We start from the raw sequence: 19,436 nt of genomic DNA on the forward strand, positions 1-19,436 counted from the left end.
ACACTCGGCACGCGGCCGTCAAGCAGTGGGAGCCCATTCGGCGAGCAAGTTCATCCCCAGGACAGGCACCCTATCGACGGCGGACACCGGCCCGCATCACGTAGGTCGGCCACGCGCCCGAGCTCCTCCGGATGGCAGGCCATTGACATCGTTGTCGGAGGCGGCAACGATACTCCAGCGAGTCAATGAAACGTTTCCAACCTCGGGGACCATCCCGCCCGAAGCACTCGAGGAGATCCGATCATGGTGATGAGTCGTCCGCGCGTCCTGACCGCGCTGCTGGCCGGCGTGGCCACGCTGGCCGCCGGTCTGGTGTCGCTGCCGTCCGCCACAGCCCAGCCGGGAGGAGGCGACGACGGCCCGACCGCGACGGCGCGGGCCCGGGTCGCTGCCGACGTACTGATGAGCTCGTACGACCCGGTGAAGGCCTGGTTCCCGTCCAGCTGGTGGAACTCCGCCGTCGCCCTGCAGACGATCGGCGACTACATGGAGCGCACCGGCGACCGTCGCTACCTGCCGCAGCTGGACAAGACGTTCGAGCAGAACAAGGGCGAGTTCCCGGCCGGCTACCTGTCCGGCGACCCGCTGCTCGGCAACTTCACCAGCCGCGCCATCGACGACTCCGAGTGGTGGGCGCTGAACTGGATCCAGGCCTACGACCTGACCAGGAACCGCAAGTACCTCGACATGGCGGTCACGATCGCGGAGTACGTCGAGGACTACTGGGACGACACGTGCGGTGGCGGGGTCTGGTGGGACGCCGAGCGTACGTACAAGAACGCAGTGACCAACGGTCTCTGGATCCGGCTCACCGCCGAACTGCACAACCGGATCCCGGGGGACCGGCACTGGCTCGGCCGGGCGAAGGAGGGCTGGAGCTGGTTCACCGGCAGCGGGATGATCAACGCCGACGGTCTGGTGAACGACGGCCTGAACACCGGCACGTGCCAGAGCAACAACGACACGGTGTGGACCTACAACCAGGGGCTCGCGATCGGAGCCGGTCTCGAGCTGTGGCGGGCGACCCGCGATCCGCGTCTGCTGACCACCGTACGGCGGTTGGCCGACTCGGCGATCGCAACCGGTGGACTGGTGTCGAACGGCGTACTGACCGAGTGGTGTGAGGCGCCGGGCCGGTCGTGCGACGACAACCAGAAGCAGTTCAAGGGCATCTTCATGCGCTACTGGATGGACCTCACCGACACCACGCACAACGCCCGCTACCGCGCGTTCCAAGCGCAGCAGGCCGCAACCATCTGGGAGCACGATCGCGACGCGGCCGGACGCCTCGGCCTGCGGTGGGCCGGATCCCCGAGTCCCGATCGTCCGAACGTCTTCGATTGGCGGACCCAGGCGAGTGCGCTCAGCGCGCTGATCGCCGTCGTACCAGCGCGACCGCCGGTGCGGTCGTTGTCGGCGACAATCACTCCGGCCCAGCCGGTCGTGATGCCCGCGAGCGGTGCCGCGACCACCGTCACGATGGTGGCCGGGCTACAGGCCACCGCGCCGAGGGGTCAGCGGATCAAGGCCGACGTACGCGCGACCGCCCCGGCAGGCTGGAGCGTGACCCCGAGCCGGGCCACCGCGACGCTCCGCCCGACCGGGAACGCCGTACCCGCGAAGGCGAGCGTGGAACTCGACGTCGCGATCCCCGCCGGTACGCCGGACGGCCGCTACCTGGTGACCGTGACCGCGACGTCCGGCCCGCAACTGTCCTTCACCACACAGGCCGAGATCCTGGTCGCGCACGAGGCCGACTTCGACACCGGTACGCCGGCCGAGAGTCCGTGGCTGTGGGACGCAGGCGGCTCGGCGAGCAACGGCGTCCAGAACCGCTTCGCCGACGGCAACGCGTACTTCGTCTACCGCTTCCCGTTCCCGACCACCACGACCGCGGCCTCGGTGTCGCTGACGATCGACAACGAGTACGTCGTCCAGGTGAGCGGCGACGGCGAGCAGTGGACCACCGTGGCCGAGGAGACCGACCACATCCACAACGGCGAGAACAAGGCCACGCTCACGTTCGACCTCACCCCTCACCTGGGTCCGGACAAGACCGCCTTCGTCCGCATCGCCGACTCCCACCCCGAAGAAGGCTGGGGCGGCCGCCTCTACCACGCCACCGCGACGTACACCGGCTGAGCACCAGACAGCGGTCGGCCCGGACTTCACATGCCGGGCCGGTCGCTGGACGGGTTCAGGCGCGGGTGCTCGGGGCCACCTCGCGCACCATCACACAGTTGCCGAGGCCCTTGGGCCGGTCGTAGGTGAAGCCCTCGCGCTCGTACATCGTGCGGGTGCCGTTGTAGAGGAACGACGAGTTCTTCTTCCGGACCCCGCCGGTGTCGTGCGGGTAGCCCTCGACCACGCCGCCGCCGGCCCGCGCGATCAGCTCGACGGCTCCGCGCAGGGCGATCGCCGCCAGGCCCTGACCGCGATGGTCGCGCTCGACGAGGATGCAGGTGACCCGGTAGTCGGGCAGTCGCTCGGCGGTGGCGACGTACTCCTTGCGGTGCTGGATGTTGGGCAGCTCCTCGGGCGTTCCGTACTCCGCCCACGCGACGGCCCGGTCGCCGTCGTACACCAGCGCCGCGTGCGCGATCCCCTCGACCACCAGTCGTTGTTTGAGCACCCGGTTCCCCTCGGCGGTCTGCCCCTTCTCCGCGCACTCGGGATGGAAATGCGTGCACCAGCAGCTGGCGAACATCCCCTTGTTCCGCTCGACCAGAGCGGCAAAGTCATCGAACGTCTCCGGCGTAAGCGCCCCGATCCTGAACTCGGCCATGCCGGCAACGTACCCCCCATTCCGGACGATCTACGTCCGGTAGCCCCACCGCCGGCAACGTGAAACGGCGGCAGACCGTGGGAGGAGGGGTCTCCCAGGTCTGCCGCCGTTTGCGCTGTTGCCCGCGGGTGCGGGATCAGACGTCGTAGTAGAGCTCGAACTCGTGGGGGTGGGGGCGGAGCTGGATGGGGGCGATCTCGTTCTCGCGCTTGAGGTCGATCCAGGTTTCGATCAGGTCGGCGGTGAAGACGTCGCCCTCGAGCAGGAAGTCGTGGTCGGCCTCGAGGGAGTCGATCACGGCCGGCAGCGAGGTCGGGACCTGCGGGATGCCCGCGTGCTCCTCCGGCGGCAGCTCGTAGAGGTCCTTGTCGACCGGGTCGACCGGCTCGATCTTGTTGCGGATGCCGTCCAGGCCGGCCAGCAGTTGGGCCGCGAAGGCCAGGTATGGGTTCGCCGACGGGTCGGGGCAGCGGAACTCGATCCGCTTGGCCTTCGGGTTCGACCCGGTGATCGGGATCCGGATGCAGGCCGAGCGGTTGCGCTGCGAGTACACCAGGTTGACCGGCGCCTCGAAGCCCGGCACCAGGCGGTGGTACGAGTTCACCGTCGGGTTGGTGAAGGCGAGCAGCGACGGCGCGTGCTTGAGCAGGCCGCCGATGTACCAGCGGGCGGTGTCGGACAGGCCGCCGTACCCGGACTCGTCGTAGAACAGCGGGTCGCCGCCGGACCACAGCGACTGGTGGCAGTGCATGCCCGAGCCGTTGTCACCGAAGATCGGCTTCGGCATGAAGGTCGCGGTCTTGCCGGCCGCCCATGCGGTGTTCTTGACGATGTACTTGAACTTCATCACGTTGTCGGCCGACTTCAGCAGCTCGTCGAAGCGGAAGTTGATCTCCGCCTGACCCGCCGTACCGACCTCGTGGTGGGCGCGCTCGACGACCAGCCCGGAGCGCTCCAGCGCCAGCGTGATGTTGTCGCGCAGGTCGCCGAAGTGGTCGGTCGGCGCGACCGGGAAGTAGCCACCCTTGTAGCGGACCTTGTAGCCGCGGTTGCCGCCGTCCTCGACCCGGCCGGTGTTCCAGGCGCCGGCGATCGAGTCGATCGAGTAGTAGCCGGTGTTCTGCTTGGTCTCGAACCGGACGTCGTCGAACATGTAGAACTCGGCCTCGGGCGCGAAGAACGCGGTGTCCGCGATGCCGGTCGACTTCAGGTACTCCTGGGCCTTGCGGGCGATGTTGCGCGGGTCCCGCGAGTACGCCTCACCGGTCAGCGGGTCGTGCACGAAGAAGTTGATCGCCAGCGTCTTGGTCCCGCGGAACTCGTCGATGAACGCGCTGGTCGGGTCGGGCAGCAGCATCATGTCGGACTCGTGGATCTGCTGGAAACCGCGGACCGACGACCCGTCGAACGCCAGGCCCTCTTCGAAGACCTCCGGTCCGAACGACGACACCGGGACGGTGAAGTGCTGCATGATGCCCGGCAGGTCGCAGAACCGGACGTCGACGATCTCGACGCCCTCGTCCTTGACGTAGGCGAGCAGCTCCTCAGCGCTGGAAAACATTCGTACTCCTCGGGGTGGCTCAGAGATTACGTCCGAACGTAGGGCCCGACGATTACTCCGTCGTGACCCTGATGTTTCGCGGATGTTACGCCCAGCGTGTCCGCGCTGACCCACTGGTGTACGACGGTGACGCCCTGAGATCTCGCCGGTCCGCTGTGACCGGCCCACGGGCGTGTCCGTAGGCTAGCCATCATGGCATCAACCCCGCAGCCGGGCACAGGACCCACCGAAGAATTCCGGTTTCCGGGCAACCGGCTCGGCCTGCCGGAGGACGGCCCGGGGTCGGTGGCGGGCTGGGTCCGCCGGGTGCTCGCACTGTTCCTCGACTGGTTGATCGCCGGCCTGGTCGCGTCCGCGATCACGTCCAAGCCGATGTGGGCGGGCGGCAACGACTACAACACCGCGCAGCTGGTCACGTTCTTCGTGATGACCGCGATCCTGGCCGGCCTGGCCGGGTCGACGATCGGCCACCGGGTCTGCGGCCTGCGCGTCATCCCGGTCCGTGGCGGCGTCGGCTACACCACCCAGCCCGGCCTGCTCGCCGGCGTGATCCGGACCTTCCTGATCTGCCTGGTCATCCCCGCCGTCGTCTTCGACCGCGACTACCGCGGCCTGCACGACCGCGCCGCCGGCACAGTCGTCGTCCGCCGCTAGCAGTTCGTACGCCGCACGCGCCTGGTCGGCCGCGATCCGCCAGCACCCGCGGTACGCCGTCAGCGTCTCGTGAGCCGCAGTTGGACGTCGTCCAGGTAGCGCGTGCGGAAGCCGGCCTCGGAGTACGCGAGGTAGAACTCCCACATCCGCCGGAAGGTGGCGTCGAAGCCGAGCGCCTCGATCGCCGGCCACTGCTCGATGAAGCGGTTCCGCCAGATCCGCAGCGTGCGGGCGTAGTCGGCGCCGAGGTGCCGGACGACCTCGGTCCGCAGGCCGGTGTGCTGGGCGGTGACGTCCTCGATCACCTTGATCGACGGGATCAGGCCGCCGGGGAAGATGTACTTCTGCACCCAGGTGAAGGTGTTCCGGGTGGCCAGCATCCGCTCGTGCGGCATCACGATCGCCTGGACGACGCCGACCCCGCCGGGCGCCAGCCGCCGCTCGATCGCGTCGAAGTACACCGGCCAGTACTTCTCGCCGACCGCCTCGATCATCTCCACGCTGAGGACCGCGTCGAACTCGCCGATCTGGTCGCGGTAGTCACGCAGCGCGACCTGCACCCGGTCGCTCACCCCGGCCTCGGCGATCTTGCGCTGCGCCAGCAACGCCTGCTGGGAAGCGATCGTGATCGCGGTCACCCAGGCGCCCCGCTGAGCGGCCCGGATCGCCAGACTGGCCCACCCGCACCCGATGTCGAGCACGCGCGACCCGGACACCACGCCGGCCGCGTCGAGGATCGAGTCCAGCTTGTTCAGCTGCGCCTGGGTCAGCTCGTCGTACGACGCCGTCGCGAGATCGGCCGTGGCCGTGCCCGGTCCCGGGTCCCCGAAGTACGCCGCCGAGTAGGTCAGCGTCGGGTCGAGGAACGTCGAGAACATCGCGTTGCTCAGGTCGTAGTGCCGGCTGACGTTCTCCCGGGCACCGGCGCGATCGTTCTCCTGGTCACCCGGCTGCGACCGGGTCACCAGCCAGCGCAGCGACTGGGCCCACTTCGGCAGCAGGTGCCGGGTCTCCTCGTTGCTGAACCGCTCGGCGAACGGGACGAGCAGGTCGGCCAGGTCGGTGCCCGGCTCGGGATCCCAGTCACCGGCCAGGTAGGCCTCGCCGAACCCCGAGCCGGCGTCGTGGCCGAGCCGGTCCAGGAAGTCGGACGTGCGGTGCACCCGCATGGCCGGGCCGCCGAGCCCGTACGAGCGGTTGCTGTCCAGATGGATCGTCGCCGGGAGGTCCTTGGCGATCATCCGGATCGCGGCCGCGGCGCCGGCCCGGCGGACCGGGTTCGACCGCGGCCGGGCCAGCGTCGGCCAGGTCTCGGCCATCGGCCGATGCACCGCCGGCATGAGATCCGTCATCACCCTCTACCTCGTGTCTCGATCGTCCTGGTCGCACCCTAAGGCCCAACCCCCGCCCCACAGCGCGACACGAAGGCACTCTCGTGCCACGTCACGACAGATCAACTACTCAGCGGTCGCCGAGTTACCCCACCCGCTGATCATTCGTCGCCTTTTCACCCTCGGTGACGGCCGCATTCGACCTGCCACCCGCAGGTGGGTGAAGAGGCGACGAATGATCAGTCGGGTGGGGTGGTCCGCTGGCCGAGGATCAGCTGGTTGCCGTCCGGGTCCTCGGCCCGGGCGATCCGTTCGCCCCACGGCTGGTCGGCCGGCTCCTCGACGATCCGGCCGCCGGCCGCCCGGATCCGCTCCACGCTCGCGTCGCAGTCGTCGACGTACAGCCAGAGCGCGATCGGCGGCGTACCCCCGTCGGGTCGCTTGTGGCCGGGATCGTGCCCGAGCCCGAAGGACGCGCTCCCGAACCGCAGGCCGACGTACGCCGGTGGGCCCTCGGGCGGGAACTGGTAGTGCACCTCACCACCGAGCACGTCCCGGTAGAACGGCAGCATCCGGTCCAGGTCGGCACTGGTCACGATCGGAAAGACGTCGTCGACGGTCATGCGTGGCCTCCTCGTTCGCCAGGGATGATCTCACTCCTGGATGACGAACGGGGAGACCCCGGATCGACCGGTCTCAGCGGCCCTTCATCGCCTGGCGGGCGCCCTTGAGGCTGGTCGGGACCGGCCCCTTCGGCATCGGCACCTGCGGGCGGACGGCGTCCAGCGCCTTCAGCCGCTGCAGCAGGTCGGTGATCTCGGACGGCTGGAGCGCGGCCGGCAGCTTCATCACGTGCTTGGTCAGCTTGCGGATGTCGACCTCGTCCTCGCCCTGACCGGCGACGATCTGGATCACCGGCGCGCCGCCGGCCACCCGGGAGTGCTTCTTGCCCTCGGCCTGCAGCAGGTTCTTCACCCGGCTCGGCTGGCCCTCGCCGACCAGGACGATGCCCGGCCGGCCGACGACGCGGTGCACGATGTCGGCGTTCTTGGTGACCGCGACCGCGGGCGTCACGTTCCAGCCGCGGCGGAGCGTCTGCAGCGCGGACGCGGCCGCGCCGGCCTGGCCCTCGATCTGGCTGTACGCCGCCTTCTCCACCCGCCGGCCGAAGACGATCGTGGTGAGGAGGAACGCGATCGCCACGCCCAGCGGCAGCCACACCAGCAGCGGCCCCACCAGGAACGCGAGCGCCACGAACACGGCGACGATGCCGAGGAAGATCCCGGCGAGCACCAGACCGATCCTGGGGTCGGACTTCTTGGTCAGCTGGTACGCCGACCGGATCTGCTTGAGCCGGCTGGTCTTCTCGGCGGGCGCGTCGTTCTTGGCCATCTCTCCCGGATCCCTGTTATGCGTTCTGCGCCGCGGCGTTCATCCGCGACTCCACAGCCTGACGGTACAGCCGACCGGCCCGGTACGACGAACGCACGAGCGGCCCCGACATCACGCCGGCGAACCCGATGGCCTCTGCCTCGGCCTGCAGCTCGACGAACTCCTCCGGCTTCACCCACCGCTCGACCGGGTGGTGCCGCACCGAGGGTCGCAGGTACTGCGTGATCGTGATGATCTCGCAGCCCGCGTCGTGCAGGTCGTGCAGCGCCTGGCTGACCTCGTCGCGGTGCTCGCCCATGCCGAGGATGAGGTTCGACTTGGTGACCAGGCCGTAGTCGCGGGCCTGGGTGATCACGTCCAGGGAGCGCTCGTACCGGAAGCCGGGGCGGATCCGGCGGAAGATCCGCGGCACCGTCTCCACGTTGTGCGCGAACACCTCCGGCCGGGACGAGAACACCTCGGCCAGCTGCTCGGGGACCGCGTTGAAGTCGGGCGCGAGCATCTCCACGCCGGTGCCGGGGTTGAGCTCGTGGATCTGCCGGATCGTCTCGGCGTACAGCCAGGCGCCGCCGTCCTCGAGGTCGTCGCGGGCCACGCCGGTCACGGTGGCGTAGCGCAGGCCCATCGTCCGGACCGACTCCGCCACCCGGCGCGGCTCGTCGCGGTCCAGCGCCTCCGGCTTGCCGGTGTCGATCTGGCAGAAGTCACAGCGCCGGGTGCATTGGTCGCCGCCGATGAGGAAGGTGGCCTCGCGGTCCTCCCAGCACTCGAAGATGTTCGGGCAGCCCGCCTCCTGGCAGACCGTGTGCAGCTGTTCGGACTTCACCAGCTTCTGCAACGCCTGGTATTCCGGGCCCATCTTCGCCCGGGTCTTGATCCACTCGGGTTTGCGCTCGATCGGGGTCTCCGCGTTGCGCACCTCGAGCCTGAGCAGTTTCCGTCCTTCTGGGGCGATCGTCACGTCCTCCAGAGTACGCGTCCCACTGACAGCACCGACCACGCCGTAGGCTGATGGACTATGGCAACCACGGCTGAGTCGCCGGCCGAGCGCCGTACCGGGGGAGAGGTGCGGTCCGAGCCGGGCACACCGCCCGCGACCGGTACGACGGTGCGCGGCTGGCTCCGGCCTGGGCCGACGGACAAGCAGCAGCGGTACGACCTCCTGCTCGGGCTCGGCATGGCGGTGGCGGGGGTGATCGGGACCGAGCTGGCCCGCGGCGTGGCGTCGGACCGGGTGGACCTCGGCATCGGCGGCATCGAGGCGTACGTGCTGAGCGCCGCGGTCGCGCTCCCGCTGTGCTTCCGGCGCCGCTGGCCGGTCCCGGTGCTGCTCCTGGTGTCGGTGCTGTTCGTCGTCAACGGCGAGCGGGCGACGTTCGCCTTCGCCCAGAACCTGGTCACCCAGGCGACCCAGTTCATGGCGATCTACGCGGCGGTCGCGTGGGCGCGGGACCGGCGGTTGATGAAGGCGGCGGTGGGCGTCGTCTTCGTCGGGATGTTCGGCTGGCTGGTGATCAACTTCGTCCGGGCGCTGCGGAACGACGACATCGAAGGCCCGAACGACGGCGTGCTCTCGCCGTATCTGTCCGGCGTCGTGCTCACCCTCGCGCTCAACGTGCTCTACTTCTTCGGCGCCTACTTCTGGGGACGTACGGCGTGGGGCACGGCCCGTCAGCGCTACGAGCTGGAGCAGCAGGCGGCCGAGCTGGCCGCGCAGCAGCAGGCCAACGCCCGGCGCGCAGTGATCGACGAGCGGCTGCGGATCTCCCGCGAGCTGCACGACGTGGTCGCCCACCACATCAGCAGCATCGGTGTCCAGGCCGGTGGTGCCCGCCGGGTGATGGAGCGCGACCCGGACGCCGCGAAGAACGCACTCAGCGTGATCGAGAACTCCAGCCGGACCGCGGTCAACGAGATGCGCCAGCTCCTCGGCATGCTCCGCGCGGCCGACCCGGATCTCGACGTCGCCTCCCCGGCCGCGAAGGAACCGCAGGCCGGCGCCGACCGCCTGCCCGCACTGATCGCCGAGGTCAACGGCGAGGGCCTGTCGGTCGGCTTCCACCAGATCGGCCGGCCGGTCAAGCTGCCCGAGACGGTGTCGGTCTCGGTCTACCGGATCGCCCAGGAGGCGCTGACCAACGTCCGCCGCCATTCGACCGCCCGGAGCGCGCACATCACCCTGCGTTACCTGGGCGACTCGGTCGAGCTCGAGGTGATCGACGACGGCCGGCCGAAGCACGCGCCGGTCGGCAGCCGGCTCGGCCATGTCGGGATCCGTGAGAGGGTCGGGCTGCTCGGCGGCGAGACCGAGATCGGCCCCCGGCCGGTCGGCGGTTTCCGCGTCCGGGTCCGGATCCCGCTCGACCCGCAGAACCGCCCGCTGACCGGAGGCATCGATGAGTGAGACCGAGCAGGCACCGATGCGGGTGCTGCTGGTCGACGACCAGGACCTGGTCCGCGCCGGGTTCCGGATGATCCTGTCGGTCGAGCCGGACATCGAGGTGGTCGGCGAGGCGTCCGACGGCGAGAAGGCGATCGAGCTCGCCGTCGCGCTCCGGCCGGACGTCGTCCTGATGGACGTGCAGATGCCCGGCATGGACGGCATCACCGCGACCCAGCGGATCGTCGCCGCGGACGCGGGCAAGGTCGTCATCCTGACCACGTTCGACCGGGACGACTACCTGTTCGAGTCGCTCGGCGCCGGGGCCAGCGGGTTCCTGCTGAAGAACACCGCGCCGGAGGACCTGGTCGACGCCATCCAGGTGGTCCACTCCGGCCACGCCCTGCTCGCACCGGAGGTGACCCGCCGGGTCATCAAGCGGTTCACCGGCGGCGGCGAACGGGTCTACCGCCCGGACCTGCTCGAGGAGCTGACCGACCGCGAGCGTGAGGTCCTCGGCCTGATCGCCCGCGGCCTCACCAACACCGAGATCGCCAGTCAGCTGTACGTCGGCGAGGCCACCGTCAAGACGCACGTCTCCCGGGTCCTGCTCAAGCTCGGCCTCCGCGACCGCGTCCAGGCCGTCGTCTTCGCCTACGAGTGCGGCCTGGTGACCCCGGGCGACGATCCGGCCGGCTGACTCGTCCGGATGATCACCAGGGCCGCGAGCAGTACGGCGACCCCCGCGACCGCGACCACCACGGCCACTGCCGGGAGGACGAGCGGTAGCAGCAGGACGAGGGCGACGCTGCCGAGGATCAGGGCGGGTGTGGTCACCGGCGGGCTGATCACCGGCGCATGCACCAGCCAGAGCGTGAGCAGGTACACCGCGACCGGGACGGCGACGGCGTACCCGGCGGTCGTGGACGAGGAGTGGTTTGCGGCCTCCTCGACGGCGACCTCGAGTCCGGCGCCGACGGCGGCCAGTGCGGCGAACACGAAGAAGTGGCCGTACCCCCAGCGGTAGGAGGCGGTCCGTCGCTCGCTCAGCCCGTGGCCGGCCGGGTGCAGGAAGTACAGCCACCACAGCGCGAACAGCAGGACCAGGCCGGCGCCCGCGACCAGCAGGAACGAACTGTTGAGGTCACCGGCCCCGAGCGCCTTCTGGACGCCGCGACTGGCCGCGAGCACGCTCTCGCCGAGCAGGATGATCACGAACAGCCCGTAGCGCTCGGCGATGTGGTGCGGGTGCCAGTTGGTCGCCCGCGGCCGCTCGGCCCACAGCGGTACGGCGAGCTCCAGCACGACCAGTACGACGAACAGCCACAACGCCATGTGGGTGAGCACCAGCGCGCCGATCCAGCACACGTTGAGTGTCAGGATCCCACCGGCGTACCGGAACGCCGTACGCCGGCGCTCGGGGTCCTCGTAGCCCGCCCGCAGCCAGAGAGCGGCCAGGCCGATCCGCATGATCAGGTACCCGAACGGTACGGCGCTGTAGTCCGACTCGGCGGTCGCGGCCGGTACACCCGCGGCCAGCACGAGCACACCGGCCATCTGCAGCATCGTCAGCAGCCGGTACACGACGTCGTCGGTGTCGTAGGAAGAGGCGAACCAGGTGAAGTTCATCCAGGCCCACCAGATGCAGAAGAACACCATCAGGAACTCGACCACCGCGGCGTGGCCGTCGGCGATGCTGTGCGCGAACTCGGCGGTCACCGCGGCGACCGCGACCACGAAGGTGAGGTCGAACAGCAGTTCCAGCGGGGTGGCGCCCCGGTGCGGTTCGTCGATCGGCCGGGCGATCATCCGGGTCCGGAAGGGCTTGGATGCAGCGGGCAACGTTGTCGTCCTCTCCGTCTGCAGCCAAGACAGGGCAGTCCGGGTGTTTGTGACGGTCACAGGTGGGCGGGCTGCGCTGTCTTAGCTGTCGACGGGAAACCACTGGGGTGCCCGGGGACAGGAGAGCGGCTGTGAAGATCGTGGTGATCGGTGGCACGGGGCTGATCGGTTCGAAGCTGGTACGGCGATTCGAGGCGCACGGACACGAGGCGGTCGCGGCGTCCCCGAACACCGGGGTCAACACCCTCACCGGCGAGGGTCTGAGCGAGGCGTTCGCGGGTGCCTCGGTGGTGGTCGACGTGTCCAACTCGCCGTCGTTCGAGGCGCAGGCGGTGATGGACTTCTTCACCACCTCGACCGCGAACCAGCTCGCCGCGGAGAAGGAGGCCGGGGTCGGCCACCACGTGGCGGTGTCGATCGTCGGCACCGAGCGGATGCCGGAGAACGACTACTTCGCCGCCAAGCTGGCGCAGGAGAAGTTGATCAAGGAGTCCGGGATTCCCTACTCGCTGGTCCATGCGACCCAGTTCTTCGAGTTCGTCAAGGGGATCGCGGACACCTCGGCGCAGGAGGACGGCGTACACATCGCACCGGTGGGCTGGCAGCCCATCGCCGGTGACGACGTCGCCGACCAGGTCGCCAAGACCGCCGTCGGCGAGCCGCTGAACGGCCGCCGGGACATCGCCGGTCCGGACCGGTACCGGATGGACGAGTTCTTCCAGAAGGCGCTCGCCGAGCTCGGCGACCCGCGCGAGGTGATCACCGACCCGAAGGCGACCTACTTCGGTTCGCAGGTGGTCGAGGACTCCCTCGTCCCGATCGGCGAGGTCACGCTGGGCCGGATCCACTACGGCGAGTGGGCCAAGTCATGAGTGGTGACTTCCTGCACGAGCTGGAGACCGAGGTGGAGGCCGACCTGACCATGGTCGAGGCCAGCCACCCGGTGGAGGCGGCGGCACTGCCGGTCACCGAGTGGACCGAGGATCCGGCCGACGTCGAGCGCGAGGAGATCGGTCTGCGCAGCCTGCTCGGCGCCGTCGAGGCGATGGAGGACCACTCCGACAGCTGAGTCACTGACCCGGGACTCAGCTGCCCGGCCGGCCCCCAGATGACACCAGGTCCGCCGTACGGATGACCTGCGTGATCACCCTGGGGGCCGACGTCTGTGGGGGCACCCGTTCACTAACTTGGAGTTACTTCCGAGTGGAAGCGGTCGGGCCTGGGCCCGGCCGGACGGCCGAGGTGAATGGGAACGGTGACGGATGCTGAGCGTGGCTGGGCTGACCCGGCGATTCGGGGAGCAGCTGGCGCTGGACGACGTGACGTTCGACGTCGTACCGGGACGGATGACAGGGTTCGTCGGGGCCAACGGTGCCGGGAAGACGACCGCGATGCGGATCATTCTCGGCGTCCTCGGCGCGACCGCGGGCGAGGTGCACTGGAAGGGTGGTCCGCTGACGGCGGAGATCCGGCGTGACTTCGGGTACATGCCGGAGGAGCGCGGGCTGTACCCGAAGATGAAGATCCGCGACCAGTTGGTGTTCTTCGGCCGGCTGCACGGGCTGGACCCGGTCCGCGCGGCCGAGCGGACCGACAAGCTGCTCGAGCGGCTCGGGCTCGCCGAGCGCGCGACCGACGTCCTGGAGACGCTGTCGCTGGGCAACCAGCAGCGCGTGCAGATCGCTGCCGCGCTGGTGCACGAGCCGATCGCGCTGGTGCTGGACGAGCCGTTCAGCGGTCTCGACCCGCTCGCGGTCGACGCGATGGTGGACCTTCTCCGCGAGGAGGTGACACCGGAGGTCCCGGTGCTGTTCTCCAGCCACCAGCTCGACCTGGTCGAGCGGCTGTGCGACGACCTCATCGTGCTCGCCCGTGGCAAGGTCGTTGCCGCCGGCCCCGTTGCCGAGCTGGCCGCCGGCCCCTCGCTGACCTACAAGCTGGTGGTCGACGGCGATGCCGGCTGGCTGCGCGACGTCGAGGGCGTCCGCGTCCGTGACGTCGCCGGCGGTACGGCGCTCTTCGACGTCGAGCACGACGGCGTGGCGCAGCAACTCCTTCAGCAGGCGATCACCCGCGGACCGGTGCTCCAGTTCGGGCCCGAGCGGGTGGCCCTGAGCGACGTCTTCCGGGAGGCGACCCGATGAACGACCGAACCCTGGACCGCCCGTGGGTGCTGATCGCCGAGCGCGAGATCGTCACCAAGCTGCGGGACAAGACCTTCATCGGCTCGACGCTGGTGATGCTGGTCCTCGTCATCGCGGCGGTGATCGTCCCGGCCCTGCTCGCCGGCAGCGGCGGGCCCGACAAGATCGCCGTCGTCGACGACGCCGGCACGAAGGTCGTCCAGCAGGCGTCCGTCCTGGCGGGCGAGGACGGCTACGAGATCACCCGGGCGGCGGACCGGCCGGCCGCCGAGCAGCTGGTGACCGACGGTGAGGTCGAAGCCGCGCTGCTGCCCGGCACCGACGGGTACGTCGTCGTCGGCAAGGACCGGGTGTCCTCCGAGCTGGAGAACCGGCTTCGGGAAGCCGCCGTCAACGTCGGCATGGAGCAGAACGCGGCCGAGGCCGGCCTGACACCCACCGAGCTGCGCGCCGGCACGCAGGTCGAGCTCGAGCTGCTGAAACCGGCACCGCTGCCCGACGTGGTGGCGACGTTCGTCAACATCGGCCTCGCGCTGGTGTTCTACATGACCGCGCTCGGCTTCGGCATGATGATCGCGCAGAGCGTCGTCCAGGAGAAGGAGAGCCGGGTCGTCGAGATCCTGGCGGCCGCCGTACCGATCCGGTCGCTGCTGTGGGGGAAGGTGCTCGGCAACACCGCGCTCGCACTCTCGCAGATTGTGGTGATCGCGGGCGCGTCGGTGGTCGGCCTGGTCGCCACCGACCAGCTCGACATCCTCAAGGTCGTCGCCCCGGTGGCCGGCTGGTTCGTGGTGTTCTTCGTGCTCGGCTTCGTGGCCCTGGCCGGGCTCTGGGCGGTCGCCGGATCGCTGGCCACCCGGCAGGAGGACCTCGGCTCGACCACGCTGCCGGGACAGATGATCCTGATGATCCCGTTCTTCTTCGCGGTGTTCGCCGGGTCGTCGGCCAAGACGATCGCCTCGTTCGTGCCGATCGCGTCGTCGATGGCGATGCCCGGCCGGATGCTGACCGAGGAGGTGCCGCTCTGGCAGCCGCTGCTGGCGATCGTGTTCCTGCTCGTCGCCACCGTGCTGATCGTCCGGCTCGGCGCCCGCCTCTACGAGCGCACGCTGCTCCAGACCGGCCGTCGACTCGGCTACCGAGAGGCACTGTCGCTCGAAGCGTCATGACCTATCGTCACAGCCGGGCCCGGCGTTACACGGTCGGGCTCGGCTGTGACAAAACCGCAACACTCGGAAACTGTGTGCTGTGCGCCGACCTGGACTACGGTCTCAACGCATGAACGTCGAGCTGCGCCACCTGCGGGTGGTGGTCCTGGTGGCAGAAGCGGGGTCCGTCGGACGGGCCGCCCGCTGGCTCAAGGTCAGCCAGCCGAGCCTGACCGCGCAGCTCAAACGCATCGAGGCCGCGTTCGGCGGCGAACTCTTCGAGCGCTCGCGCACCGGCGTCACCCCGACCGCACTGGGCCGGTACGCCGTGGACCGCGCCCGCGCCATCCTGGTCGACGTCGACCACCTCTCCGCGACCGTGTCCGCGATGACGGCGGTCGACTCCAGCGCCGTACGGCTCGGCGGCTTCCCGACCGCACCGATGTCCGGGATCGCGTCCCGGCTCCGGGACCACGGCGAGATCGAGCAGGTCAGCATCGAGGTCGAGTGGTCGTCCAGCGTGCTCCTGCAGCAGCTGGAGAGCGGCCGGCTCGACTTCGCGCTGCTGCGGGAGTTCCCCGGGTTCGAGCTGCGGCTGCCGAGTGGCGTCGAGGCGTGCACGGTCGTCGACTCCGAGTCGGCGTACGTCGTGATGGCCGCCGACCACCCGCTCGCGGTGGCGTCGCGGCACCGCGGTGAGATCGACCTCGCGGCGCTGTCCGCCGAGGAGTGGATCGGGGAGCCGCCGGACGACAGCGGATTCCACGTGCTCTTCCGGGCGGCGTGCGAGCAGGCCGGGTTCCAGCCGAAGGTGGAGCACCACTCGGTGGACACGTCGGTGCTGATGGGCTTCGTGACGAGCGGTCAGGGCGTCGCGCTGATCTCGCCGACGTCGTACCGGATGCTCTCCAGCGACGTCACCACGCGGACCCTGGTGGGCGACCCGATCCACCGGCGGCTGCTGCTGGCGTGGAGCACGGAGTCACCCCGGGCGCAGATGGCGCCGGACGTGCTGCAGATGGCGACGGCCGCGTACGACGAAGCCTTCGCAGAACACGCCCGCCGCGACCAGGTCCAAAGAATGCACGTGGCCTGACCCCGGCGTTTTCGCGGCGCGGACCCTCAGGCCATCACAAATCACAGTTCGTGTGGCCGGCTGAGCCTACGTCTGCGCGAACCCGGCGAATGTGATGGCCTGGCGATCCGCGCCCCGGTCTGACGGCCCGGTGATCCGCGCCCCCGGTGTGATGGCGTGGCGAGCCGCGCCTCACGTGTGATGGGCGCGGGGATCCCCGCCTCAGGTGTGATGGGCCCGGCGATCCGCGTTTCAGGCGCCGGCTGGGCGGATGCTCACCTGCGCCGGGCTCTCGAACGCGTTGAAGTGGAACTCCCCGGTGTCCTCCGGGTCCTCCATCCGCTCCCGATACTGCTGCCCCACCTGCTCGTCACCGACCGGCACAGCCCGAGCCTCAACCTTCTTCCCACCGTGCACAGGCTCCTCACCACCGCCCTTCGGCCCCGGCGAGTCCTCCACCGCCGGCGTCCTCGGCTCCACCGGCTTCTCCGCCGAGCCCTGAGCCGCCTTCGGCTGCTCGGTCTGCGGGCTCTCCGCCGACGGCGCCCCGGGCTCCACCGGATTTGCCTCAGGAGCGTCCGCGTTCGTCCCGCGCCCTGCAACCGGCGCCGTGACCGTCGGCTCATCTGCCACAGCAGGTGCTACCGCAGTCGGCCGCTCGGGCTCCCGCCTCGGCGCCTCAGCCACCGGCTTCTGCTTGGGTGCGTCCGCGACCGGCTCCTGGTGCGGCGCGTCAGTCACGGGCTCCTGCTTGGGTGCTTCAGCGACCGGCTCTTGCTGCGGCGCCTCAGCCACCCGCTCCTGTTTTGGGGCTTCGGCGACCGGCTCCTGCCTCGGCGCCTCGGCGACCGGTTCCTGCTGCGGCGCCTCGGCGACAGGCTCTTGGGTCGGCGCCTTGGCGACGGGCTCTTGGGTTGGCGCCTCGGCGACGGGCTCCTGTCCTGGCGCCTCGGCGACGGGCTGTTGGGTCGGTGGCTCGGTGACAGGGACCTGGGTGGTTTCGTCGCGGTCGGTCGGGACGAGGACCGTGTCGTCGCCGGACTCGTTGCTTCGGGCATCCGTAGTCGGGTACTGCGCGGTCTGGTCCGGCGCGGAGACCGGGTACTGCGCGGTCTGCTCGTCCGCCTGACTCCGCGGCCGCACCGGCTCCGGGTCCTCGTCGAACAGGTCGTCGTACCGCGTGCCGCTCCCGTACGCACCGGCGTACCCGCCACCCTCGGCCGGATAGGTGCTCCCGGCAACCGGATGGAGCGCCGCCGCGTCCGCCTCCTGCTGCGCCTGCGCGACTTCCTGCTCGCGCTGCAACCGCTCCGCCTCGGCCCGCTCCCGCCGCCGGCGCTGCACGCTGCGGACGATCAGCTGGATCGCGTACACCAGCGATATCACCGTCAGGATCGGTACGACGCCGTTCAGGGTGTACTGCCTCGACCCCTCGATCATCCCCGTGGTCACGCCCGGCACGTCGTTGAGGAAGTTGGTGGTCCGGTTCGGGATCCACAGCCAGCAGTACACCAGCGTGCCGAACGCGGTTAACGCACCGAGCGCCGCGGCGCCGGAGAAGTACGACACCACCGCCCAGAAGATCAGCGCGCCGATGCCGTAGGCAAGCGCCATCTCCTTCGTGTTCAGCTCGATCCCGCCGGGCGCCGCGAGGACCCCGAACACCGCCGGCCCGGCCAGCGCGACCGCCACCCCGAGCAAGAACCCAAGAAATTTGGTCACACCACCAAGGTAGCGACGTTTTGCCGTCACACCCCGCAGACACTTCGCAACCGCGCGAGCGGGCAATCGCTTGCCTAGGGTAGACCCCGTGAACCGTCCGAACATCCTGGTCATCCTGTCCGACGAGCACACCGGTTCCGCTGCGGGCTGGGCCGGTCACCCGCAGGTACGAACGCCGAACCTCGACCGCCTCGCCGCGCACGGCGTGTCCTTCGACCGCGCGTACACCAACAGCCCGATGTGCGTGCCGTCGCGACTGTCGCTGATGACGGGGCAGTACGTGCACCAGATCGGGGCTTGGGACAACGGAGTGGTCCCCGGCCCGGACTTCCGCTCCTGGGGACATCATCTGACCGACTATCAGACGGTGATCGCCGGGCGGACCCACTTCAACGGCCCGGACCGGACGCTCGGCTTCGACCGCCGGCTCACCGACGACCTGGACTTCTGGATCGACCACAGCGGCCGCCCGCCCCGTCGTACGCCGGACTGGCAGCGCCCCACCAACTCCCACGTCACCGAGCACGGCACCGGCGACCATGTGCACACGCAGCACGACGTGGACGCCACCGACGCCGCGCTGCAGTTCCTGAACGATCCCGGCGACGAGCCGTTCCTGCTGTACGTCGGCTACATGCATCCGCACTTCCCGCTGGTGGCACCGCCGGAGTTCCGGGCCCTCTACGATCCGGCCGAGGTGGAACTGCCGCCGACGTGGAACGAGCCGGTGTCGTCACAGCATCCGGTGATTTCGCTGCTGCGGCACGGATTCCGCAACGACGAGCCGATTACCGAGGAGCAGATGCGGGAGGCAACGGTCTGCTACTGGGCGCTGATCAGTCACCTCGACCACCAGATCGGCCGGCTGCTGTCGGCGGTCCCGGACGACACCGTCGTCATCTACACCAGCGACCACGGCGAGCTCGCCGGGCACCACGGCATCTGGCAGAAGCAGTGCTTCTACGAACCGGCCGTCCACATCCCGCTGCTCCTCCGCCATCCCGCCCTGGCTCCGGCGCGAGTGACGTCCCACGTCAGTCTGGTCGACGTACTCCCGACACTGCGGGACATCGCCGGCCTGCCCGCTGATCCGGCACTGCCCGGTCACACACTGCTCGACCCCGTCGACCGGCCGGTGCTGTCGGAGTACCACGCCCAAGGGATGGTGGACGGCGGGTACATGCTGAAGTCGGGGCCGTGGAAGTACTGCTACTACGGCGCTGCTCATCAACCGCAGGTCTTCAACCTGGAGGCGGATCCGCTCGAGGTCCACGACCTGTCGTCCGATCGTTGGATTGTCGACAAACTCGACGCCGAACTCAGAGCCATCCTCGACCCAGACGCGACCGACCACCGGGCGAAGTCGGACCAGGCGACCCGCCGCGCGAGCGCGGCTGATTGA

18 protein-coding genes are annotated in these 19,436 nt (G+C 69.6%); 10 read left to right on the top strand and 8 right to left on the bottom strand.

All coding sequences use genetic code 11. From position 1 onward, the window contains the following. Positions 1-243 precede the first annotated feature (243 nt). The gene (locus ACQPYZ_RS12780; RefSeq protein WP_433167709.1) at positions 244-2,142 is read left to right on the top strand and encodes a glycoside hydrolase family 76 protein; all 1,899 of its coding nucleotides are present in this window, start codon (positions 244-246) and stop codon (positions 2,140-2,142) included. 55 nt (positions 2,143-2,197) lie between these two features. On the opposite strand, the gene ACQPYZ_RS12785 is transcribed toward ACQPYZ_RS12780, so the two are convergent. Continuing rightward, entirely contained in the window at positions 2,198-2,785 is a 588-nt protein-coding gene (locus tag ACQPYZ_RS12785; RefSeq protein ID WP_433167710.1) for a GNAT family N-acetyltransferase, read from the bottom strand. A 136-nt stretch (positions 2,786-2,921) separates the two neighbouring features. Continuing rightward, on the bottom strand, positions 2,922-4,346 hold the full coding sequence (gene glnA / locus ACQPYZ_RS12790; RefSeq protein ID WP_433167711.1) for a type I glutamate--ammonia ligase: 1,425 nt from the start codon (positions 4,344-4,346) through the stop codon (positions 2,922-2,924). A 192-nt stretch (positions 4,347-4,538) separates the two neighbouring features. Here glnA and ACQPYZ_RS12795 point away from each other — a divergent pair, with 192 nt between their 5' ends. Further along, entirely contained in the window at positions 4,539-5,000 is a 462-nt protein-coding gene (locus ACQPYZ_RS12795; protein WP_433167712.1) for an RDD family protein, read from the top strand. Positions 5,001-5,059: 59 nt separating this feature from the next. Here ACQPYZ_RS12795 and ACQPYZ_RS12800 read toward each other — a convergent pair whose 3' ends face one another. The 4 genes from ACQPYZ_RS12800 to lipA form a co-directional block, all read right to left on the bottom strand. Then, positions 5,060-6,352: a class I SAM-dependent methyltransferase gene (locus ACQPYZ_RS12800; protein WP_433167713.1), complete on the bottom strand. Its 1,293-nt coding sequence runs from the start codon at positions 6,350-6,352 to the stop codon at positions 5,060-5,062. A 218-nt stretch (positions 6,353-6,570) separates the two neighbouring features. Then, complete coding sequence (locus ACQPYZ_RS12805; protein ID WP_433167714.1) at positions 6,571-6,954, bottom strand: VOC family protein; 384 nt, start codon at positions 6,952-6,954, stop codon at positions 6,571-6,573. Positions 6,955-7,027: 73 nt separating this feature from the next. After that, positions 7,028-7,723: a DUF4191 domain-containing protein gene (locus tag ACQPYZ_RS12810; RefSeq protein ID WP_433167715.1), complete on the bottom strand. Its 696-nt coding sequence runs from the start codon at positions 7,721-7,723 to the stop codon at positions 7,028-7,030. Positions 7,724-7,739: 16 nt separating this feature from the next. Further along, positions 7,740-8,684, bottom strand: a complete 945-nt coding sequence (gene lipA / locus ACQPYZ_RS12815) for a lipoyl synthase (RefSeq protein WP_433167716.1) — start codon at positions 8,682-8,684, stop codon at positions 7,740-7,742. A 57-nt stretch (positions 8,685-8,741) separates the two neighbouring features. On the opposite strand from lipA, the gene ACQPYZ_RS12820 reads away from it, so the two are divergent. Beyond that, positions 8,742-10,127 (top strand): sensor histidine kinase, encoded by a 1,386-nt coding sequence (locus ACQPYZ_RS12820; protein ID WP_433167717.1) that lies wholly within the window; start codon positions 8,742-8,744, stop codon positions 10,125-10,127. Then, positions 10,120-10,803 (top strand): response regulator, encoded by a 684-nt coding sequence (locus ACQPYZ_RS12825; RefSeq protein ID WP_433167718.1) that lies wholly within the window; start codon positions 10,120-10,122, stop codon positions 10,801-10,803. The genes ACQPYZ_RS12820 and ACQPYZ_RS12825 overlap by 8 nt, the downstream gene beginning before the upstream one ends. On the opposite strand, the gene ACQPYZ_RS12830 is transcribed toward ACQPYZ_RS12825, so the two are convergent. Then, positions 10,758-11,945 carry a low temperature requirement protein A gene (locus ACQPYZ_RS12830; RefSeq protein WP_433167719.1) on the bottom strand — a complete coding sequence of 396 codons (1,188 nt, stop codon included), beginning with the start codon at positions 11,943-11,945 and terminating at the stop codon, positions 10,758-10,760. The genes ACQPYZ_RS12825 and ACQPYZ_RS12830 overlap by 46 nt on opposite strands. 131 nt (positions 11,946-12,076) lie before the next feature. On the opposite strand from ACQPYZ_RS12830, the gene ACQPYZ_RS12835 reads away from it, so the two are divergent. The 5 genes from ACQPYZ_RS12835 to ACQPYZ_RS12855 all read left to right on the top strand — a co-directional run bounded on the left by ACQPYZ_RS12835 (position 12,077) and on the right by ACQPYZ_RS12855 (position 16,333). Next, positions 12,077-12,817 (top strand): SDR family oxidoreductase, encoded by a 741-nt coding sequence (locus ACQPYZ_RS12835; protein ID WP_433167721.1) that lies wholly within the window; start codon positions 12,077-12,079, stop codon positions 12,815-12,817. Then, the gene (locus tag ACQPYZ_RS12840) at positions 12,814-13,014 is read left to right on the top strand and encodes a hypothetical protein (protein ID WP_433167723.1); all 201 of its coding nucleotides are present in this window, start codon (positions 12,814-12,816) and stop codon (positions 13,012-13,014) included. The genes ACQPYZ_RS12835 and ACQPYZ_RS12840 overlap by 4 nt, the downstream gene beginning before the upstream one ends. 193 nt (positions 13,015-13,207) lie before the next feature. After that, on the top strand, positions 13,208-14,089 hold the full coding sequence (locus ACQPYZ_RS12845) for an ABC transporter ATP-binding protein (RefSeq protein WP_433167724.1): 882 nt from the start codon (positions 13,208-13,210) through the stop codon (positions 14,087-14,089). Continuing rightward, entirely contained in the window at positions 14,086-15,258 is a 1,173-nt protein-coding gene (locus ACQPYZ_RS12850) for an ABC transporter permease (protein ID WP_433167726.1), read from the top strand. Before ACQPYZ_RS12845 ends, ACQPYZ_RS12850 begins: the two co-directional genes overlap by 4 nt. A gap of 109 nt (positions 15,259-15,367) precedes the next feature. Next, entirely contained in the window at positions 15,368-16,333 is a 966-nt protein-coding gene (locus tag ACQPYZ_RS12855; RefSeq protein ID WP_433167728.1) for a LysR substrate-binding domain-containing protein, read from the top strand. Between the two features lie 231 nt (positions 16,334-16,564). On the opposite strand, the gene ACQPYZ_RS12860 is transcribed toward ACQPYZ_RS12855, so the two are convergent. Further along, positions 16,565-18,034 (bottom strand): hypothetical protein, encoded by a 1,470-nt coding sequence (locus ACQPYZ_RS12860; RefSeq protein WP_433167730.1) that lies wholly within the window; start codon positions 18,032-18,034, stop codon positions 16,565-16,567. A gap of 88 nt (positions 18,035-18,122) precedes the next feature. Between ACQPYZ_RS12860 and ACQPYZ_RS12865 the strand changes: the two genes are divergently transcribed. After that, a complete protein-coding gene (locus ACQPYZ_RS12865; RefSeq protein WP_433167732.1) occupies positions 18,123-19,436 on the top strand; it encodes a sulfatase-like hydrolase/transferase in 1,314 nt (437 codons plus the stop codon).

Source organism: Kribbella sp. CA-247076 (assembly GCF_050942445.1).
GTDB lineage: Bacteria > Actinomycetota > Actinomycetes > Propionibacteriales > Kribbellaceae > Kribbella.

Bases quoted from the DNA above. Each gene is read 5' to 3' on its own strand.
- ACQPYZ_RS12805 (WP_433167714.1), bottom strand. From the start codon at position 6,954: ATGACCGTCGACGACGTCTTTCCGATCGTGACCAGTGCCGACCTGGAC.
- ACQPYZ_RS12845 (WP_433167724.1), top strand. From the start codon at position 13,208: ATGCTGAGCGTGGCTGGGCTGACCCGGCGATTCGGGGAGCAGCTGGCG.
- ACQPYZ_RS12840 (WP_433167723.1), top strand. From the start codon at position 12,814: ATGAGTGGTGACTTCCTGCACGAGCTGGAGACCGAGGTGGAGGCCGAC.
- ACQPYZ_RS12795 (WP_433167712.1), top strand. From the start codon at position 4,539: ATGGCATCAACCCCGCAGCCGGGCACAGGACCCACCGAAGAATTCCGG.
- ACQPYZ_RS12785 (WP_433167710.1), bottom strand. From the start codon at position 2,785: ATGGCCGAGTTCAGGATCGGGGCGCTTACGCCGGAGACGTTCGATGAC.
- ACQPYZ_RS12825 (WP_433167718.1), top strand. From the start codon at position 10,120: ATGAGTGAGACCGAGCAGGCACCGATGCGGGTGCTGCTGGTCGACGAC.
- ACQPYZ_RS12855 (WP_433167728.1), top strand. From the start codon at position 15,368: ATGAACGTCGAGCTGCGCCACCTGCGGGTGGTGGTCCTGGTGGCAGAA.
- ACQPYZ_RS12810 (WP_433167715.1), bottom strand. From the start codon at position 7,723: ATGGCCAAGAACGACGCGCCCGCCGAGAAGACCAGCCGGCTCAAGCAG.
- ACQPYZ_RS12780 (WP_433167709.1), top strand. From the start codon at position 244: ATGGTGATGAGTCGTCCGCGCGTCCTGACCGCGCTGCTGGCCGGCGTG.
- glnA (WP_433167711.1), bottom strand. From the start codon at position 4,346: ATGTTTTCCAGCGCTGAGGAGCTGCTCGCCTACGTCAAGGACGAGGGC.
- ACQPYZ_RS12820 (WP_433167717.1), top strand. From the start codon at position 8,742: ATGGCAACCACGGCTGAGTCGCCGGCCGAGCGCCGTACCGGGGGAGAG.
- ACQPYZ_RS12850 (WP_433167726.1), top strand. From the start codon at position 14,086: ATGAACGACCGAACCCTGGACCGCCCGTGGGTGCTGATCGCCGAGCGC.
- ACQPYZ_RS12800 (WP_433167713.1), bottom strand. From the start codon at position 6,352: ATGACGGATCTCATGCCGGCGGTGCATCGGCCGATGGCCGAGACCTGG.